Origin of the sequence: Pelagibius sp. (assembly GCF_965249265.1) — a bacterium.
Lineage (GTDB): Bacteria > Pseudomonadota > Alphaproteobacteria > Kiloniellales > Kiloniellaceae > Pelagibius.
The window spans coordinates 5,235,316-5,252,585 of the sequence record NZ_OZ252224.1 but is presented as its reverse complement, the minus strand read 5'-3'; the positions used below and the strand labels follow the sequence as shown (position 1 = coordinate 5,252,585).

Annotated in this window: 16 protein-coding genes; 10 read left to right on the top strand and 6 right to left on the bottom strand. The window is 64.0% G+C overall.

The window, feature by feature from the left end; genetic code table 11:
- Window positions 1–15 precede the first annotated feature (15 nt).
- The 3 genes from ACP146_RS24420 to ACP146_RS24410 are packed head-to-tail and all read left to right on the top strand — an operon-like array spanning window position 16 to window position 1,393.
- Complete coding sequence (locus ACP146_RS24420; protein ID WP_422369365.1) at window positions 16–675, top strand: LON peptidase substrate-binding domain-containing protein; 660 nt, start codon at window positions 16–18, stop codon at window positions 673–675.
- A gap of 43 nt (window positions 676–718) precedes the next feature.
- Window positions 719–943 carry a Trm112 family protein gene (locus ACP146_RS24415; RefSeq protein ID WP_422369364.1) on the top strand — a complete coding sequence of 75 codons (225 nt, stop codon included), beginning with the start codon at window positions 719–721 and terminating at the stop codon, window positions 941–943.
- 57 nt (window positions 944–1,000) lie between these two features.
- Complete coding sequence (locus ACP146_RS24410; protein ID WP_422369363.1) at window positions 1,001–1,393, top strand: gamma-butyrobetaine hydroxylase-like domain-containing protein; 393 nt, start codon at window positions 1,001–1,003, stop codon at window positions 1,391–1,393.
- A gap of 25 nt (window positions 1,394–1,418) precedes the next feature.
- On the opposite strand, the gene ACP146_RS24405 is transcribed toward ACP146_RS24410, so the two are convergent.
- Together ACP146_RS24405 and ACP146_RS24400 are read right to left on the bottom strand one after the other, a co-directional pair.
- Window positions 1,419–2,258: an NYN domain-containing protein gene (locus ACP146_RS24405; RefSeq protein WP_422369362.1), complete on the bottom strand. Its 840-nt coding sequence runs from the start codon at window positions 2,256–2,258 to the stop codon at window positions 1,419–1,421.
- 283 nt (window positions 2,259–2,541) lie between these two features.
- Window positions 2,542–3,210: an aspartate/glutamate racemase family protein gene (locus ACP146_RS24400; RefSeq protein WP_422369361.1), complete on the bottom strand. Its 669-nt coding sequence runs from the start codon at window positions 3,208–3,210 to the stop codon at window positions 2,542–2,544.
- A 219-nt stretch (window positions 3,211–3,429) separates the two neighbouring features.
- Between ACP146_RS24400 and ACP146_RS24395 the strand changes: the two genes are divergently transcribed.
- Window positions 3,430–4,737: a M24 family metallopeptidase gene (locus ACP146_RS24395; protein WP_422369360.1), complete on the top strand. Its 1,308-nt coding sequence runs from the start codon at window positions 3,430–3,432 to the stop codon at window positions 4,735–4,737.
- Between the two features lie 344 nt (window positions 4,738–5,081).
- Window positions 5,082–5,480 (top strand): GFA family protein, encoded by a 399-nt coding sequence (locus tag ACP146_RS24390; RefSeq protein ID WP_422369359.1) that lies wholly within the window; start codon window positions 5,082–5,084, stop codon window positions 5,478–5,480.
- Between the two features lie 216 nt (window positions 5,481–5,696).
- On the opposite strand, the gene ACP146_RS24385 is transcribed toward ACP146_RS24390, so the two are convergent.
- Complete coding sequence (locus tag ACP146_RS24385; RefSeq protein WP_422369358.1) at window positions 5,697–7,043, bottom strand: UbiH/UbiF/VisC/COQ6 family ubiquinone biosynthesis hydroxylase; 1,347 nt, start codon at window positions 7,041–7,043, stop codon at window positions 5,697–5,699.
- A gap of 43 nt (window positions 7,044–7,086) precedes the next feature.
- Entirely contained in the window at window positions 7,087–8,043 is a 957-nt protein-coding gene (locus ACP146_RS24380; RefSeq protein ID WP_422369357.1) for a phytanoyl-CoA dioxygenase family protein, read from the bottom strand.
- A gap of 856 nt (window positions 8,044–8,899) precedes the next feature.
- Between ACP146_RS24380 and ACP146_RS24375 the strand changes: the two genes are divergently transcribed.
- The 5 genes from ACP146_RS24375 (at window position 8,900) to ACP146_RS24355 (ending at window position 15,508) form a co-directional block, all read left to right on the top strand.
- Window positions 8,900–9,238 carry a P-II family nitrogen regulator gene (locus ACP146_RS24375; protein ID WP_422369356.1) on the top strand — a complete coding sequence of 113 codons (339 nt, stop codon included), beginning with the start codon at window positions 8,900–8,902 and terminating at the stop codon, window positions 9,236–9,238.
- Window positions 9,239–9,255: 17 nt separating this feature from the next.
- Window positions 9,256–10,626 (top strand): ammonium transporter, encoded by a 1,371-nt coding sequence (locus ACP146_RS24370; protein WP_422369355.1) that lies wholly within the window; start codon window positions 9,256–9,258, stop codon window positions 10,624–10,626.
- 427 nt (window positions 10,627–11,053) lie between these two features.
- Complete coding sequence (locus tag ACP146_RS24365) at window positions 11,054–12,349, top strand: aminotransferase class I/II-fold pyridoxal phosphate-dependent enzyme (RefSeq protein ID WP_422369354.1); 1,296 nt, start codon at window positions 11,054–11,056, stop codon at window positions 12,347–12,349.
- 10 nt (window positions 12,350–12,359) lie between these two features.
- The gene (locus ACP146_RS24360) at window positions 12,360–14,807 is read left to right on the top strand and encodes a DNA translocase FtsK 4TM domain-containing protein (RefSeq protein WP_422369696.1); all 2,448 of its coding nucleotides are present in this window, start codon (window positions 12,360–12,362) and stop codon (window positions 14,805–14,807) included.
- Window positions 14,804–15,508 carry a LolA family protein gene (locus ACP146_RS24355; RefSeq protein WP_422369353.1) on the top strand — a complete coding sequence of 235 codons (705 nt, stop codon included), beginning with the start codon at window positions 14,804–14,806 and terminating at the stop codon, window positions 15,506–15,508. The genes ACP146_RS24360 and ACP146_RS24355 overlap by 4 nt, the downstream gene beginning before the upstream one ends.
- A gap of 220 nt (window positions 15,509–15,728) precedes the next feature.
- Here the strand turns inward: ACP146_RS24355 and ACP146_RS24350 are convergent, their stop codons facing one another.
- Complete coding sequence (locus ACP146_RS24350) at window positions 15,729–16,169, bottom strand: CARDB domain-containing protein (protein WP_422369352.1); 441 nt, start codon at window positions 16,167–16,169, stop codon at window positions 15,729–15,731.
- A gap of 168 nt (window positions 16,170–16,337) precedes the next feature.
- Window positions 16,338–17,177 carry a sterol desaturase family protein gene (locus tag ACP146_RS24345; protein WP_422369351.1) on the bottom strand — a complete coding sequence of 280 codons (840 nt, stop codon included), beginning with the start codon at window positions 17,175–17,177 and terminating at the stop codon, window positions 16,338–16,340.
- Window positions 17,178–17,270 lie beyond the last annotated feature (93 nt).

Below are 17,270 nucleotides of genomic sequence, written 5' to 3'. Positions count from 1 at the left end.
AGCACCCGGATACCCATGAGCCGAACCGCCTTTGATCCCGCCTTCGACGACCTGCCCCAGGTGTTGCCGATCTTTCCGCTCGGCGGCGTGCTGCTGCTGCCCGGCGGGCGCCTGCCGCTGAACATCTTCGAGCCGCGCTATCTGGCGATGTTCGACGATGCCATGGCCAGCAACCGGCTGATCGGCATGGTGCAGCCGGTCGAGGACGGCAGCGACGGCGACGTGCCGAAGGTCTACGAAACCGGCTGCGCCGGGCGCATCACCTCGTTCAACGAAACCGACGACGGGCGCTATCTGGTGACCCTCTCCGGCCTCATCCGTTTCGACGTGGTGCGCGAACTGCCGAGCGACAGCTACCGGCGGGTGGAACCCGGCTTTGCACGCTTCCGCGACGACATGGAGGAAGACACAGCCGCCATCGACCGCGAACGGCTGGTGAAGGTGCTGGGCGCCTATTTCGAGGCCAACGCCATCGAGGGCGACTGGGAAGCCATCGAAGAAACCGGGGATGAAAGGCTGGTCACCTCCCTCGCCATGATCTGCCCGCTGGGCGCGCCGGAGAAGCAGGCCCTATTGGAAGCCATGAGCCTGACCGAGCGGGCCGAGACCCTGACCGCCATCATGGAGATGGCGACCCACAGCGGCGACGGCGAAAGCGAAGCCAAGCCCCACTGAGCAGCCATATGGGCGGCCACAGCAGAGAAGCGGAGCCGAACACATGTCAGACAAACCCACCGACAACACTGCATCCGGTCACGCTTCAGGTCATGGGGCGGTGGACCCCAAGCTGCTGGAGATTCTGGTCTGCCCCCTGACCAAGGCGCCGCTGGACTATGACTCCGAAGCCCAGGAACTGATCAGCCGCCAGGCCCGCCTGGCCTTCCCGATCCGCGACGGCATCCCCATCATGCTGGTCGACGAAGCCCGCAGGCTGGATGATTAGATGTTGTTTGATTAACGCCGAGGCGACTCCAGCCGTTCAAAACGAAGAGAGTCTAGGATGACCGTACAGGAAGACAACGCGCAGGGTTTCGGCACCGAGCACTGGCCGGAGGAAATCCGCTACGTCTCCGAAGACAAGACGCTGGTAATCCGCTTCGACAGCGGCGAGACCTTCACCTATCCGGCTGAGTTCCTGCGTGTCGAAAGCCCCTCCGCCGAGGTTCAGGGCCACGGGCCCGGCCAGAAGACGACCGTGGCCGGGCGCCGCCACGTCGGCGTCATGGACATCGAAGCGGTCGGCAACTATGCCGTCCGCATCAAGTTCGACGATCTGCACGACACCGGCATCTTTTCCTGGCAGTACCTGCACAAGCTGGGCCGCGAAAAGGACACGCTCTGGCAGGGTTATCTGGACAGTCTCGCCGCCAAAGGCCTCAGCCGCGACCCCTAGGCATAAGTGCGCGCTTAAAACAGCATCACCAATCTAGCGGCTTATTGATCTCGCGACCGTTAGGCAACACGATCGGATTTGCAAACTGTGTCGCTGAAAGCATTGGTCGATTGATGTGCCGATCATGAGTGGCTGCCCTGACTAACGCAGGCGCGGTGTTAGAGCCCTCTTGAGGGTTCACTACGGTCACAGGCAACTTGCGTTCTGTAACCACCATATCAATCGGGGTGACCAGATCAGTATCGTTCGAGATCACTACTGCTTCAGTGAACGAACCTTTCCACGCATCGTTCAAGAGATGAGCAGCCAGATTAACATCTGATCCCTTTTCTTCTTTCGTGTGAACTTCAACGATTAGCGCGTCTGGCAAAGGTCGCGGCATGCGACGACGTCTACCCTGATGTTGGCCTTGTGTAGGATAGGAACCCACGCTCATTGTCTGGCGCCTTTGGCCAGAAACTAAATGATTGCCACTTCCAAAGACTATCGGCGGAACAGCGGAGTGGATCTGGCGACCCGCGACCGGAAGATTGTTTAATGGTCGCCAGATTGTTTTTGCTAAGAAGTTGCCAAAGTGGATTTCCACTTCAGGGAGGGTCGCAAGAGCATTGAGATAGGCTTGCTGCCGCCGAGGAGCGTCAGGGTCACCTGCACCCGACACTCTGGCGGTGAAGTATTTGATCTTTTCCACAGCACGACCATGAGGAAGCAGCCGCAAAGTCAGTTGCTTCAAATCAAGCCACTTGTTTGGTCGTCCCTTTAGAGCGCCGTAGTACAGATTGAAACCATCTACGTAGACCCAAGCGCCCATCATCCGAACCCACCAAACGGCAAGAGCCGCTCCGGAGAGCGGCCCTTGAGCCAACAGCACGCTGCCGGCGGGTAATTCAAGTCTGATATCATCATATAAGCCATCTTTGTCAACCAGTCCTTAAAGCCAGAAACGGCAATTTTGGCTCAATGTTGCAAAATTGACTCGCCCGGGTCTCTACGCCTTATCCGATTTCAGCATCTTAAGATAAAATACCATAGGTATATGTTTGTACCAGAGCTCAGATTTCGGCATTAATTCCTATGAGCAGTCTTTCGTGAAGGAACTAGCCGAAACCAAGAGATCCAATCGCAACCCCTAATCAGATCGGAAGGCTCTAACCCGCCGCCTGTTCGGCGATATCGGCCAGGTGCAGCAGCGCACAGTCGACGGCTTCGAAACCCGGGTCCCGGCCCTCGAAGGCGAGGAAGAGATCGGTGCCGGCGAGCAGCACGGCTTCCGCGCCTTCGGCACAGAGATCGCGCCCGCAGTCGAAAAAGACATTGCGTTGCGCTGCGGTGACGACACCCGCGGTCGCCATCTCGACATAGGACTGATGTACAGCATCCAAGGAATCACCGGCCGGCTGCAGAACCTTCAGTCCCGAGAGACAGCCGTACATGCCGGATTGCATGACCGTCTTGGTGCCGAGGATCCCGACGGTCTTGTAGCCCGCCGCACGCAGCCGCTTCGGCACCGAGGCCAGCAGGTCGATCACCGGCAGCGGCGAGACCGCCTTGAAGTCCTCGATGCAGAAGTGTCCGGCGATGGAGGTCACCGCCACCGCCTCGCCCCCCGCCGCCGCGAGGCGCTGGGTGAGAGACCGGAAGATCGCCGCCTGCGCCACGGTGTCCTCCGCCGCGAGATTGCCCAGCAGCGTCGAGACATCTGCATGAACCAGCGTCAGGTCGAGCGCGATACCCCGTGCCGCCGCAGCCTGCGTGAGTTCACGGTAGTAAAAGATGGTGGCGGCGGGGCCGATGCCGCCGATTAAACCGATATGCATGGACTGCGCTCCGCAAGGTGATCCCGGCGACGTCCGGCAAATTAAGAGCGGGCAGGTTAGGGCCCGGCCCGGCGCTTGCGCAACGGCGCAGATGTATCGGGACAATGCAGGATCACGGAGAAGCCTTTGTCATCTCCGCCATGGGCCGCGTCGCAGGCGGACAAGACGACCCCCGCCACCCTGGCAAGCTGAAGCGGAAACGGCGAGGGAAAAACTGTCATGACGCCCGACGGGGAGAACAACGCCGCCATAAAAACCGGCCCGATGGAAACCAGCGGTACGGTCGATCCGCCCAGCGCCGATCCCTCCAGCGTCGATCCCTCCAGCGTCGATCCCTGGGGAGTCGACCGGCCCGCGCTGCGCGCCTATCGCCTGGCGCGGTTGCGCGCCGAACTGCGCCGCCACGACTACGCCGGCATCCTGCTCTATGACCCGATCAACGTGCGCTATGCCTGCGACAGCCGCAACATGGCGGTCTGGTGCCTGCACAACGCCGTGCGCTATTGCTTTGTCGCCACCGAGGGGCCGGTGGTGATCTTCGACTTTCACAACTGCGAACACCTCTCCGAGGATATCGAGGTGATCGACGAAATCAGACCGGGCACCTCCTGGTTCTACTTCGAGGCCGGGCCCCGCGCCGCCGAGCAGGCCAAGACCTGGGCGGCGGAGATCGCCGACTTGGTGTTCCGTCACGGCGGCGGCAACCGGCGCCTCGCCGTCGACAAGTGCGAGCCGATGGGCGTCGCCGCGCTGCAGGCCCTGGGCATCACCATCCATGACGGCCAGGAGGTGACGGAGCTGGCCCGGGTGATCAAGGGCCCGGAGGAATTGAAGGCCATGGCGCGCGCCATCGCCGTCTGTCAAAACGCTGTCGGCGAAATGCGCCGCCGCCTGGAGCCGGGCATGACCGAGAACCAGCTCTGGGCCGTCATGAACGAAGTGAACGCGGCCCAGGGCGGCGAGTGGATCGAGACCCGCTTGCTGAGCGCCGGGGGACGCACCAATCCCTGGTTCCGCGAATGCAGCGACAACATCATTAAGGCCGGCGACATCGTCAGCTTCGACACCGACCTGATCGGCCCCTACGGCTACTGCGCCGACATCTCCCGCACCTTCTTCTGCGGCGACGGCAGGCCGAGCGACGAACAGCGCCGGCTCTATCAACTCGCCTGCGAGCAGATCGAGACCAATGCCGAACTGCTGAAGCCGGGGCTCGGCTTTCGCGAGCTGTCGGAGCGCGCCTGGACGCTGCCGCCCTCCTGCGCTGCCAACCGCTATTCCGTCGTGGTCCACGGCGTCGGCCTCTGCGACGAATACCCGGCGGTAAAGTACGTCAAGGACTTCGCCCGCTCCGGCTACGACGGCGTCTTCCAGGCCGGCATGACGGTCTGCGTCGAAAGCTATATCGGCGAGGAAGGCGGCCACGAAGGCGTGAAGATGGAACAGCAGGTCCTGATCACCGAAAACGGCGCGCAACTGCTCTCCGACTTCCCCTACGAAGAGGCCCTGTTGAGCCTCGAGATCTGAAGGGCTCTATCTCGTCTCAGTTCGAGGCATGAAGAAGCAAAAAAGGCCCCTCACCCTCCCGCTTCGCGGGCCCCTCCCTCTCCCACGGAGGGGAGAGGGTAACAACAGACTCCGCCACTCTTTCTGGTTCCCCCTCTCCCCCGGCCTAAAGCAACTGGGCGGGAGAGGGCCGGGGTGAGGGGCCTTTGTTATCAGCGCGACTGCCATGCGGAACGTCTGATACCGCACTCAATCGATCCGCTCTCTAAAGGCAGGATTGAACTCGTTCATGGCATTGTCTTGTTTTCAATGTTCACTTATTGTTCTTTTCTGTGATCCAAGCCTGATAAAGCGAGGAAAGTGCAATGATCCATGGAAGCTGCTGCTGTGGAGCGGTGAAATTCGAACTCTCGGCCGAACCATCGATGATGGGGACTTGTCATTGCACGCGATGCCGGAAGGTCGGTGCCAGCGCCATCGTCTTCGTCAGGAAGGAAGACCTGAAATGGATTCAAGGACGCGATCACGTCCAGCTCTTCGAACCCGTCTCCCCATACAAATACGGCCGTTGCTTTTGCAAAATCTGCGGCACCGCTCTGGGTGAGATCCTGTCGGAGGCAGACAGTTTCCCAATTGCCGCCAATGCGCTCGACAGCGAACTTTCTCTGCAGAACCAGTTCCACGAGTTCGTCGCGGAAAAACCCTCGTGGTACGAAATCTGTGACGATGCAAAACAGTTCGACGGGCATCCCGTCACCGCGTGACTTTTGCCCACATAACAAAACCCCCTCACCCCGGCCCTCTCCCACCCAGTTGCTTTAGGCCGGGGGAGAGGAGAGCCAAGAAAGATGCCGGAGTCTGCTGCCACCCTCTCCCCTCGTGGGAGAGGGTGGGGCCCACGAAGTGGGAGGGTGAGGGGGCATTTGTTTCAATCACCACGGTGCGGCATTCACATTTCGTCTGCGACCGTAGTATGACCGCTACAGCGCCTCGCCCTTCACCAAGCGGGGCAGTTCGCCGACCAGGCCCATGGCGTGGCGCATGAAGAAGCGTTTCATCGGCGGCAGGCGGTTGACCGCCGCGAGGCCGAGGTCGCGCAGCAGACGCAGCGGCGGCAGGTCGCTGGAGAACAGGCGGTTCAGGGAATCCGTCGCAACGATCAGCGCCATGTTGTCGAAGCGGCGCCAGCGCTGATAGCGCTGCAAGACCGATGGCGAACCGATGTCGAGACCGAGACGGCGCGCATCGACGATGGATTCCGCCAGGGCCGCCACGTCGCGCAGACCGAGATTCAAACCCTGTCCCGCAATGGGATGAATGCCGTGGGCGGCATCGCCCACCAGAGCGAGGCGCTGGTCGATGTAACGTTCGGCATGGAGCAGCGACAGCGGATAGGACCAGCGCCGCGCGCTCCAGAGCGCGAGTTGCCCCAGGGAGTCGCCGAAACGGCGCTGTAGCTCGGCGGCAAAACCTTTGTCGTCCAGCGCCAGCATGGCCGGTACCAGATTGGTCCGCTCGGTCCAGACCAGGGAGGAGCGATGTACGATCCGGCCCTCGGCGTCCTCGGCATCGGTCATCGGCAGCAGGGCGAAGGGCCCGGACGGCAGGAAGTGTTCATGGGCGACGCCGTTGTGCGGGCGTTCATGCATCACGGTGGCGACGATGCCGGTCTGGCCATAGCCGACCTCGGTCACCGCAATGCCGGCGGCGCGGCGCTGGGCCGAGCCGCGCCCGTCGGCGGCGACGAGCAGGCGCGCCGAAACCGTGGTGCCGTCGCCCAGCACGGCTTTGACGCCGGCGGCGCTGCGCGCGACCGAGGCCAGTTCCGCCGGCGCCCGCAGATCGAGTTTGGGCAGGGTCTTCACCCGCGCCAGGCAGGCCCGGCGGATGGCGGTGTTCTCGACGATGTGGCCCAATGGAATGCCGGGGGGAATGTCGGGGGGGATGTCGGGAGGGATGCCCTTGTCGGCCGCCGGTCCCTCCTCGGTATCGCGGTGGCTGAAGTGGAGGAACAGGGAGGAGGCACCGCCGCGCCTTTCGGAACCCCCATTCCTTCCGGAAGGATGGCCGTCGGAAATGCGGATGTCGAGGATCGGCGAGGCCGCTTCCGCCATGCCCGGCCAGAGGCCGAGCACGGAAAGCGCCTGCTGGGAGCCGCGGGCGATGGCCGAGGAGCGGCCGTCGAAAGCCTCCTCCTTCATCGCCGCCGGGTCGAGCCGGTCGACCACCATCACCGCGAGGCCGGCATCGGCCAGGGCGACGGCAAGGCTGAGGCCCACCATGCCGCCGCCGGCGATCAGAACTTCGGTTTCGACTTCTGCCGTCATACCTGTCTCGTCATACTGGGTTTTCCTGCTCAAAACTCTCTGCTTATGCGCAATGCGCCGCATCTGGCGACCAGCGGTGGATCGTCGTCGTTTCCTGTTGTGCCAGCCTTGCCCGGGCCTCTTCCCAAAGCCGGCGCCAGGCCGCCGGATCGCGCAAAACGCTTTCCGGCCGGGCGGCGCTGCGCGCGACAAAGGACGGGAACATCGGGCGGCCGGTGGGTTCGCCGGTTCTGTTGTAGCGGATGTCGAAGCTCCAGCGCAGGTCCTGCGAGCGGTTCGCCAGGGAGCCGTGAATGGTCAGCGGATGAAACAGCACCACGCCGCCGGGGCCGACCGGAAGCGGTTTGCCTTCTCGCCCGGCCATCGCTGCCGCCGGAATGCCCACGTTGCCGCTGTTGGGGCAGTGCGGCACCATGGCGCCGCGATGGCTGCCGGGAATGACCTGCAGGCAGCCGTTCTCCTCCGTCGCCTCGGTCACCGCGACCCAGACCGTCACCATCTGTGTCTCGTCGGCTTCCTCCAGGGTCACCGCCCGGTCCTGGTGCCAGCCCGTGGCGGTGATGTGGGCGCGGATTTCATCGGCGCGAAGATCGACGGCGGGCGGCTTGATGCGCACATGCTGGATCGGATTGGAGGTGATTTCCGGCCCGATGACGGATTCCACCAGATCCAGCAGCCGCTCGTCGGTCATCATGTTGAAGACGGCGGGCCCGGCGTGGAACGGCGTGTCTTCGGCTATCGCCCCCGGCGGCAGGGAGATGTCGAGCGGCTGGAAATAGTCGAGCCCGGCGGCATAGATCCGCAGAATGCGGTCCTGAAAGCTGCCATCAGAGTCGTCCGCGTCCAGCGCGCCGGTCGCGATCCATTCGCGCCAGAGCCCGTCCAGGACCGCCGCGTACTCCGCCATGAGCGGATCGAGCACCCGGGTCCGATCAAGCACCTGCTCGACCACCAGAAAGCCGTCTTCCTCAAACTGCCGCTTCTGCGCCGCGCTCAGCATGGCCGTTTCCCCAATCCCGGTCTCCCACCTGGAGACCTTAGTGCCGGGAGATCTTAGTCCCCGGAGACCTTAGTGAAAGACTACAAGCCCGGCACCCCCCGGCAAGTCCGCAAACGCCCCGCCGGCCGGACAGCTTGTCGCAGGCCAACGCCCTGCGGCGCTGCGGAAACAACAGATATGCTCCAAGGGATTGCCGAAAAAGCATGAGTTCGGCGCAGCGATGCTTCGAGACGGCGCCCCTTTAGGATCAGGGTCGCCTCCTCAGCATGAGGCTCAATGGCTGGATTCAAAGCAACCCTCATCCTGAGGAAGCCCCGCTAGAGCGGATCATGGTTAGACGGAAACACTTTGGTGTTTCCGTCTAACCATGTGAATCCGCTCTACACCTAAGATTAGAGCAGATTCACCGGGTTGGATGGATCGCTAAAGCGATTCCATCCAACCCGGATCTGCTCTATGGGCTGTCTCGAAGGATGGCCAAGGATTCCAGAGCCCTATTTCAGCAACCCGCTAAGCCCACGGGTCTGAATTCGCTCGTGTACTGCCTATTTTTTAATCTGCTCTTAGTCAAAGCGTAAAAAATAGGCAGTATTTATAATAGGTCTACAAATGAACAGCTTAAACCGCTGAAGCCGGCAAAGCGCCGATTTCCGGCTTTTTTGCAGCGCAGCATCATTTTGGCACGCTTCTTGACTCTGTGAGGCCCGAGACCGCCGTCCCGCTGGGCCAGTCCCACTGATCCAGCCCCACTGATACGGCGGAGTCACCCGGGCGCGGCGCCCGGCGAGCGGCCCCCCTTGCACCCGGGGCCATCGTTTTCGCAAGGGTGCTGGTGAGGAGAGGGGTAAGCCTGATCATGAAAATGGTAATGGCCATTATCAAGCCGTTCAAGCTGGATGACGTGCGCGAGGCCCTGACGGGTCTCGGCATCGAGGGCCTGACGGTCAGCGAAGTCAAAGGCTACGGCCGGCAGAAGGGACAGACCGAGATCTACCGCGGGGCGGAATACTCGGTGAACTTCCTTCCCAAAGTGAAAATCGAGGTCGCCGTCTCGGACGAGCTGGTCGGGCAGGTCGTGGAAACGGTGCAGAGCTCCGCCAACACGGCGCGCATCGGCGACGGAAAAATCTTTGTCATGGACATCGGCCACGCCGTGCGGATCCGCACCGGCGAGACCAATGCCGAGGCGCTCTAAAAAGGGGATCTGAACAGATGAGAGTTACGGGCAACAAGATGAAGCGCACGGCCGGCCTGGCAGGGCTCGCCGGTGGCGCTTTCCTGCTGGCGACGACGCCGGCGCACGCGCAGGTCACTGAAGAGACGGCCTTCGTCTTCAACACCTTTGCATTCCTGGTCAGCGGCTTCCTGGTGATGTGGATGGCCGCCGGTTTCGCCATGCTGGAATCCGGCCTGGTGCGCACCAAGAACACCGCGACGATCTGCCTGAAGAACATCGCGCTCTATTCGGTCGCCGGCATCATGTACTACGTGATCGGCTATCACCTGATGTACACCAACGTCGACGGTGGCTACTTCGGCGCCCTCAGCGGTTTCTACAACACCAGCGATGCGGAAATCGCGCTGCTGGGCGCGGACGAGGCGACACCGGAACTGGTCGCGGCGGTCACCGCCAACGGCTACTCGGTGATGTCGGACTGGTTCTTCCAGATGGTCTTCGTCGCCACCGCGGCCTCCATCGTCTCCGGCACCCTGGCCGAGCGCATCAAGTTCTGGCCCTTCATGATCTTCGTGGTCATCCTCACCGGTATTCTCTACCCGATCCAGGGCTCCTGGACCTGGGGCGGCGGCTGGCTGGCCGAGATGGGCTTCTCCGACTTTGCCGGCTCCACCATCGTCCACTCCGTGGGCGGCTGGGCGGCGCTGACCGGGGCGATCATCCTCGGCGCGCGCAAGGGCAAGTTCGGCGCCAACGGCGCGGTGCACCCGATGCCCGGCGCCAACCTGCCTCTGGCCACCCTGGGCACCTTCGTGCTCTGGCTCGGCTGGTTCGGTTTCAACGGCGGCTCCCAGCTCGCCCTGGGCTCGGCGCTCGATGCCTCGGCCATGGCGATCGTCTACGTGAACACCAACCTGGCGGCAGCCGGCGGTGTGGTCGCGGCGATCTTCCTGACCCAGGCGATCTACAAAAAGATCGACCTGACCATGGCGCTCAACGGTGCCATCGCCGGCCTGGTGGCGATCACCGCCGGCCCCGATCTGCAGAACCACTTTCTGTCGATCATCATCGGCGCCATCGGCGGCGGCCTGGTGGTCTTCGCCATCCCGCTGCTCGACAAACTGAAGGTCGACGATGTGGTCGGCGCTGTCTCCGCCCACCTGGTGGCCGGTATCTGGGGCACCCTGGCGGTGGCGATCTTCGGCGGCGGCAGCTTCGTCACCCAGGTCGTCGGCATCGTTGCCATCGGTGCTTTCATGATCGTCACCAGCGCCATCGTCTGGTTCGCTCTGAAGGTTACCATCGGCCTCAGGGTCGACGAGGAAGCCGAGGAGATGGGTCTCGACAAGGCGGAACTGGGGATGGAGGCCTATCCCGAGTTCGGCCACGGCTCGCAATCTCTGTGATCGGGGGCCTTGTGAACCACATGAACTGAATTTTCCGATGATTGCATCGCGCTGATGGGGCGGGCCTGCGGGGTCTTCCCACAGGAACCTTCCCCAAGGCCGATGTGATTATCCTCTGCCAGCCTGGCCCGGAAGCGCTGCTTCCGGGCCCTTTTTTTGCCCAAATCCGGGGCTAGGCTTTCTGCTATGACCGCCCCGAGGCTATGGATTCGCCCTGGATTCCACCGTGGATTTCGCCGCGACTTTCTGGGCCAGGGCACGCTTGTGAGGCCGTGGCAGGCCCGTTAGAATCGCCAAACTATTAGAATCGTTGCGCATTAGGATCGTTTGTTTTTATCGCGCCGCCGGGAGGGCCGCCCGGCGCTTCACACCGCGACCCTTTCGATAGCCGGCCGATTCCAGTCGAACCCTGGAGACAGAGACCATCTTGGCCGACCGCCGTTCGCTGCAAACCTTTCATCCCTTCACCAGGCTGAACCGTCTGCTCGGTGACAGCCCGCCGGATCCTGCCAACGGCGCGCCGATCCTGCTGTCCATCGGCGAGCCGAAGAACCAGCCGCCCGCCTTTGTAGCCGAAGAGATCACCGCCGCCGCGGCAAGCTGGTCGCGCTACCCGCTGCCGCGCGGCATCGACGCCTACCGCGACGCCTGCGGCGCCTGGCTGCAGCGGCGCTACGCCCTGCCCGAGGGTTTGATCTCGACCGAGCGTTCCATCCTGCCGCTGCCCGGCACCCGCGAGGGCCTGTTCTTCGCCCTGCTGGCCGCAGCCCAAGACCATGCGCAGAACCATCACGGCCAAAAACATCATAGCGCCGGGCCGCCGGTGGTGCTGATGCCCAATCCCTTCTATCACGTCTATGCCGGGGCGGCGGTTGCCGTGGGGGCCGAACCGGTCTTCGTGCCGGCCACCGCCGAAAGCGGTTTCCTGCCGGACTACGCATCCCTCGACCCCGCGGTTCTGGACCGCGCCATCTTCTGCTTCCTCTGTTCACCGTCGAACCCCCAGGGCGCCGCTGCCGATGTGACACAGCTCGGCAAGCTGATCGAACTGGCACGGCGCCACGACTTCGTCGTCGCCTTCGACGAATGCTATGCCGAGATCTATGACGACAGGCCGCCCGCCGGCGCCTTGCAGGCGGCGGCGTTGAGCGGCAGCGGCGAGGCAGCACTCGACCGGGTGCTGGTCTTTCATTCCCTGTCCAAACGTTCCTCCGTGCCCGGCCTGCGCTGCGGTTTCGCCGCTGGCTCCGCCAAGCTGATCGACGGGCTCGACGCCGTGCTGAAGATGGGCGGCGCCGGCGTGCCCCATCCGATCCAGGCCGCCGGTGCCCGCCTGTGGCGCGAGGAAAGCCATGTCGAGGCCAACCGCGCCTACTACCGCAAGAACTTCGCCCTGGCCGAGCGCCTGCTCGGCAAGCGCTTCGGCTTCGCCAAGCCCGACGGCGGCTTCTTCCTCTGGCTCGACGTCGGCGACGGCGAGGCGGCGGCCCTGAAGCTGTGGCGCGAAGCCGCCGTCAGAGTGGTGCCCGGGGCCTATATGTGTGAAACCGACGCCGCAGGGCACAATCCGGGCCGGCGTTACATCCGTGTCGCCCTGGTCTATGACGCGGCAACCACCGAGGAGGGCCTGAAGCGGATCGTCCGGGTCCTTGATAACGACGGGGATAGCGATGGGGCGGGCAACAGCGACGCGCCGGCGCTGTCGGCAGCTTTAGAGGGTTAGAACCATGGCTATGCGACTGAGCAACGCCGGAACGCGCGAAGCGCGGCCGCCGCTGCTGCCCAGCGGCACCAGCACGTTCTTCAAGAACCGCGCCATCGAACTGGCCGGTGCGCTGCTGGCGGTGCTGGCCTTTGCGGTCTTCCTGTCCTGCCTGACCTACAATCCGCAGGACCCCTCGTGGAACGATGCGGTCGGCAGCGCAGAGAGCGGTCTGACAACGGCGGTCGAACCTCCGGTCAGCAATCCCCCCGTTAGCAATCCCCTGGGTCTGTTCGGGTCCCACACCGCCGACATCATGATGCAATCACTGGGCCTTGCCGCCCTGCTGGCGCCGCTGGTGCTTTTCGCCTGGGGCTGGCGCCTGCTGCGCGAACGCCAGTTGCCGAGCCGCTGGTGGTGGCGCCTCGCCGCCTTTCCCACCGGCCTGATCCTGCTGGCGATGTCTTTCGAAGCGATCCCCAAACCGGATTCCTGGCCGCTCGACAACAGGCTGGGCGGCTTCGTCGGCGATCTGGCGCTGACCGATCTCGGCCTGTTCCTCGGCACCCCCTTCTGGATGCTGGCCCTGGCCGCCTTCATCCTCGGCCTGCCGGCGCTGCTGTTCTCCCTCGGCCTGACCCGGCCGGAGTGGCAGATGCTGCGCGGCGGGGTCGCCTGGGTCTTCGGCGGGGCCAGCCGCGGTATCCGCCAGGCCATGCAGCGCCAAAGCCGGGGTGAGCCGGGCGAAGCCCGGGCGGCACGCCGCGAGGCCAGCCGCCAGCGCGTCGAACCGAAGCTCGACGAAGACGATATGGCCCCGGCCTACACGAGCCCGGCGGCCTATGAGCCGGAAGAGGACTTTGAAGAGGAAGAAGCCGAAGCGGCTTTGGTCGCCACCAAGCCGCGCAAGGCCAAGCCGTCGCGCCGCGCCAAGGCCGCCGCCCAGGGGCGCCTCGACCTGGGCGCGACCGGGGTCTACGAAACGCCGCCCCTGAACCTGCTGGATCTGCCCAAGGGCGGCGGCAAGAGCCAGGGCATGAACCGCGACGCGCTGGAGAAGAACGCCCGCATTCTGGAAACGGTGCTGGAAGACTTCGGCGTGCGCGGCGAGATCGTGAAGGTGCGTCCCGGCCCGGTGGTCACCCGCTACGACCTGGAGCCGGCGCCGGGCACCAAGACCAGCCGCGTGGTCGGCCTGGCCGACGACATCGCCCGCTCGATGAGCGCGGTTTCGGTGCGTGTCGCCGTGGTGCCCGGGGATTCGGTGATCGGTATCGAGCTGCCCAACGCCAAGCGCGATACGGTCTATCTGCGCGAACTGCTGGCCGCCGAAGACTACGAAAAGAACGGCGGCAAGCTGCCCCTGGTGCTGGGCAAGGACATCGGCGGCGTGCCCAATCTGGTGGACCTGGCGCGCATGCCCCACGTGCTGGTGGCCGGCACCACCGGCTCCGGCAAGTCGGTGGCGATCAACGCCATGATCCTCTCGCTGCTCTACCGCCTGGGGCCGGAAGCCTGCAAATTCATCATGGTCGACCCCAAGATGCTGGAGCTGTCGGTCTATGACGGCATTCCGCACCTTTTGGCGCCGGTGGTCACAGAACCCAAAAAGGCGGTGGTCGCCATGAAATGGGCGGTGCGCGAGATGGAGGAGCGCTATCGCGCCATGTCGCGCATGGGCGTGCGCAATGTCGAGGGTTACAACGCCCGGGTCCAGGAAGCCCAGCGCAAGGGCGAGGTGCTGACCCGCAAGGTGCAGACCGGCTTCGACCCGGAGACCGGCCAGCCGATCTTCGAGGAGCAGCCCTTCGACCTCGACCCCCTGCCGCTGATCGTGGTGATCGTCGACGAGCTGGCCGACCTGATGCTGGTCGCCGGCAAGGATGTGGAGGCGGCGATCCAGCGCCTCGCCCAGATGGCGCGGGCAGCCGGCATTCACCTGATCGTCGCCACCCAGCGCCCCTCGGTGGACGTCATCACCGGCACCATCAAGGCCAACTTCCCGACGCGGATTTCCTTCCACGTCACCTCCAAGATCGACAGCCGCACCATCCTGGGCGAACAGGGCGCCGAACAGCTTCTGGGCCAGGGCGACATGCTCTACATGGCGCAGGGCGGGCGCATCACCCGCGTCCACGGCCCCCTCGTCACCGACCAGGAAGTGGAAGATGTCGTCGCCTTCTTGAAACGCCAGGGGGAGCCTTCCTACATCGAAGCCATCACCGAAGACGCCGAGGCCGAGTTTGACGGCGGCGGCGGCGGTTTCGGCGAAAGCAGCGGCGACGATCTCTACGATCAGGCCGTCGCCCTGGTGCTGCAGCACCGCAAGGCCTCGACCTCCTTCGTGCAGCGCCACCTGCAGATCGGCTACAACCGCGCCGCCCGGATCATCGAGCGCATGGAGAGCGAAGGTTTGATTTCAGCAGCCAACCACGTCGGCAAGCGCGAAGTGATCCCGCCGGGCGGCGGCGACGTATGACCCGGAAAACCATGATCATACCGCGCCGGAAACTGCTGAAGCTGGGGGCGGCCGCCGGGCTTGCGGCGGCCGGCGGACTCGTTACGGCGCCTGCCCTACAAGCGCAGAATCAGGCCCCCCAGAACCAAAAGCCCTTGGGCGCGCTCTCGCCGGATCAGGTTTCGGCCCTGTCGCGGGTCGAGCGTTTTCTGAACGACATCAGCACCATGGAGGCGCGCTTCGTGCAGACCTCCAGCAACGGCGGCTATGCCGAAGGTGCGGTTTTCGTCGACCGGCCGGGCCAGATGCGGTTCGACTACGACCCGCCGACCCCGGTGCTGCTGATCGCAAACGGGCTGACACTGCTCTATTACGACAAGGAACTGAAAGAGGCGACCTTCCTGCCGCTTTGGGAAACCCCGCTGTGGTTCCTGATCCGCGAGGAAGTGCGTTTCGACGACAACGTCGATATCGTCGGCATCGAAGAGGCGCTGGGTACCCTGAGGGTGTCGCTGCGTGATCCCGACACGCCGGACGGCGGCGCCGTCACCCTGGTCTTCACCGACCGGCCGCTGACCCTGCGCAAGTGGGAGCTGACCGACCCCCAGGGCATTGAGACCCAGGTCTCCCTCGTCAATCCCGTTTACGGCGGGATAATCGACGGCGACCTCTTCAAGTACGGCGACCTGGAAGTCCACAACAAGCGCGGCCGCGACCGCTGACGGTTGGCCACCGCTGAAGGGCGGCTACCGGTCCGGCGGCCCGGGCCCTGGATCTGCGCGGAATCCCGGACCGCCGCTGGAGCGGATCATGTTTAGACGGAAACACTTTGGTGTTTGCGTCTGGACATGTGAATCCGCTCTACACTTAGGATTAGCGCAGATTCACCGGGTTTGATGGATCGCTCAAGCGATTCCATCAAACCCGGATCTGCTCTAGGGCTTACCAGTTGAAGAACCGACGATTGTTGTTCTCTTTGGACTCATCGACCTTCTTCTGAACGTCGGCGATCACCCGGATGCGGGTACCCGTCGGCACGTCCTTGCAGTACTTGATGGTGTGCCCGGACACGGCGCCCGGGGCCAGGGGCGGCACGGCCATGTAGGTGCCGCAGCCAACATTGTTGTCGTGGGTGGCGAGACCCGTCGACTTGCCGGCGGCGACCGGACCGATGTTCTTGTAGACAATGTAGATCCGGCCCACACCGTCAGGATAATCGGGGCCGCGGACGGCCTGAACAACGACGAGATCCGGCTTGGCCTTATGAGGTTCCACCTTCAGGGTCGGCGCGGTCGGCTGAGAGGGCTTGGCCCGCTCGGCAACGGCGGACTGAGTGGCCCCGAGGGCCAGGGCGGCGATAAGCGCATAAGCAAAGGTTTTCATTTTAAACTCCCCAAGAGTTTGTTGAATGAATGCGGCGTGACTCGGTCGGAATTGACCGTTCGCGCTTGTGTCGGGGAGTTCTCGGCCGCGGTTCAAACCAAGGCGGCGGGCTATACTTTTGAGTTAGCCTTTCGACTTTCGGGGTAGCGCCTGGGGCAGGTTGGAATATCAGCCCTCAGGCAGGTCCTTGCGGCCGGAAGCCGCAGCCGCCGGCGCAGCGCGCAGGGGATGCAGCAGCAGCGCCGGCAGGGATTCCTCATCGCGGCCCTCGACGCCGATGGGCATGGCCAGGCTGCGGGGCGTCAGGCTGCGACTGGCGAAGAGACGGTCCCAGAAACTGAACAGCGTGCCGTAGTTGGAGTCCGTGTCCCGTCGCCGGGCGTGGTGATGTACCCAGTGGAGCGAGGGCGTGATGATCAGCCTTGCCAGGGCGTTTTCGAGCCCGGCCGGCAGGCGCAGGTTGGAGTGGTGGAAGATCGCCGCGATCAGCACCAGGGCCTCGAAAACCAGCACCGAGGAAAAAGGGAACCCGAGCGCCAGGACGACCGCCGCCCGGGCGAGCGCCGAGAGCAGCACCTCGCCGAAGTGGAACCGCAGAGCCGAGGTGGTATCGAGGAAACGGTCGAGATGGTGGACCTCGTGAAAGCGCCAGAGAAACGGCAGTTCGTGATTCGCGCGGTGCCACCAGTAGATCAGCAGATCGAGCAGCAGAATGTCGAGGGCGAGGCCCGGCAACCCCTGCCACCAGGCCGGCCGCCAGTCGAGGGCATGGCTGGCGGCCCAGAAGGTGAGCGGCAGCACGACGAGCGGTGAGAGCGCGGCATTCATCAGCCAGAGGCTGAGGTTGCGGGCAACGCGCCACCAGCCGCCCCTTGGGTTATGTTCCTGAGGGTCTCCCCCAACCGGCGGCGGGGCCGCGGGGCGGAGGCGTTCGGCAGCGAAGAACAGCAGGATCCAGAATCCCACCGCCGCCGTCTTCCAGCCCAGAAGAAAATCCAGCTCAACCATGATCACCGCTGATATGGCAGGCGCGGCGGGACACGGCAAGTCACGCCGCCGCGAGGGCCAGCGGCCGGAAGCCCAGCGCAGAGCCCTTGTCAG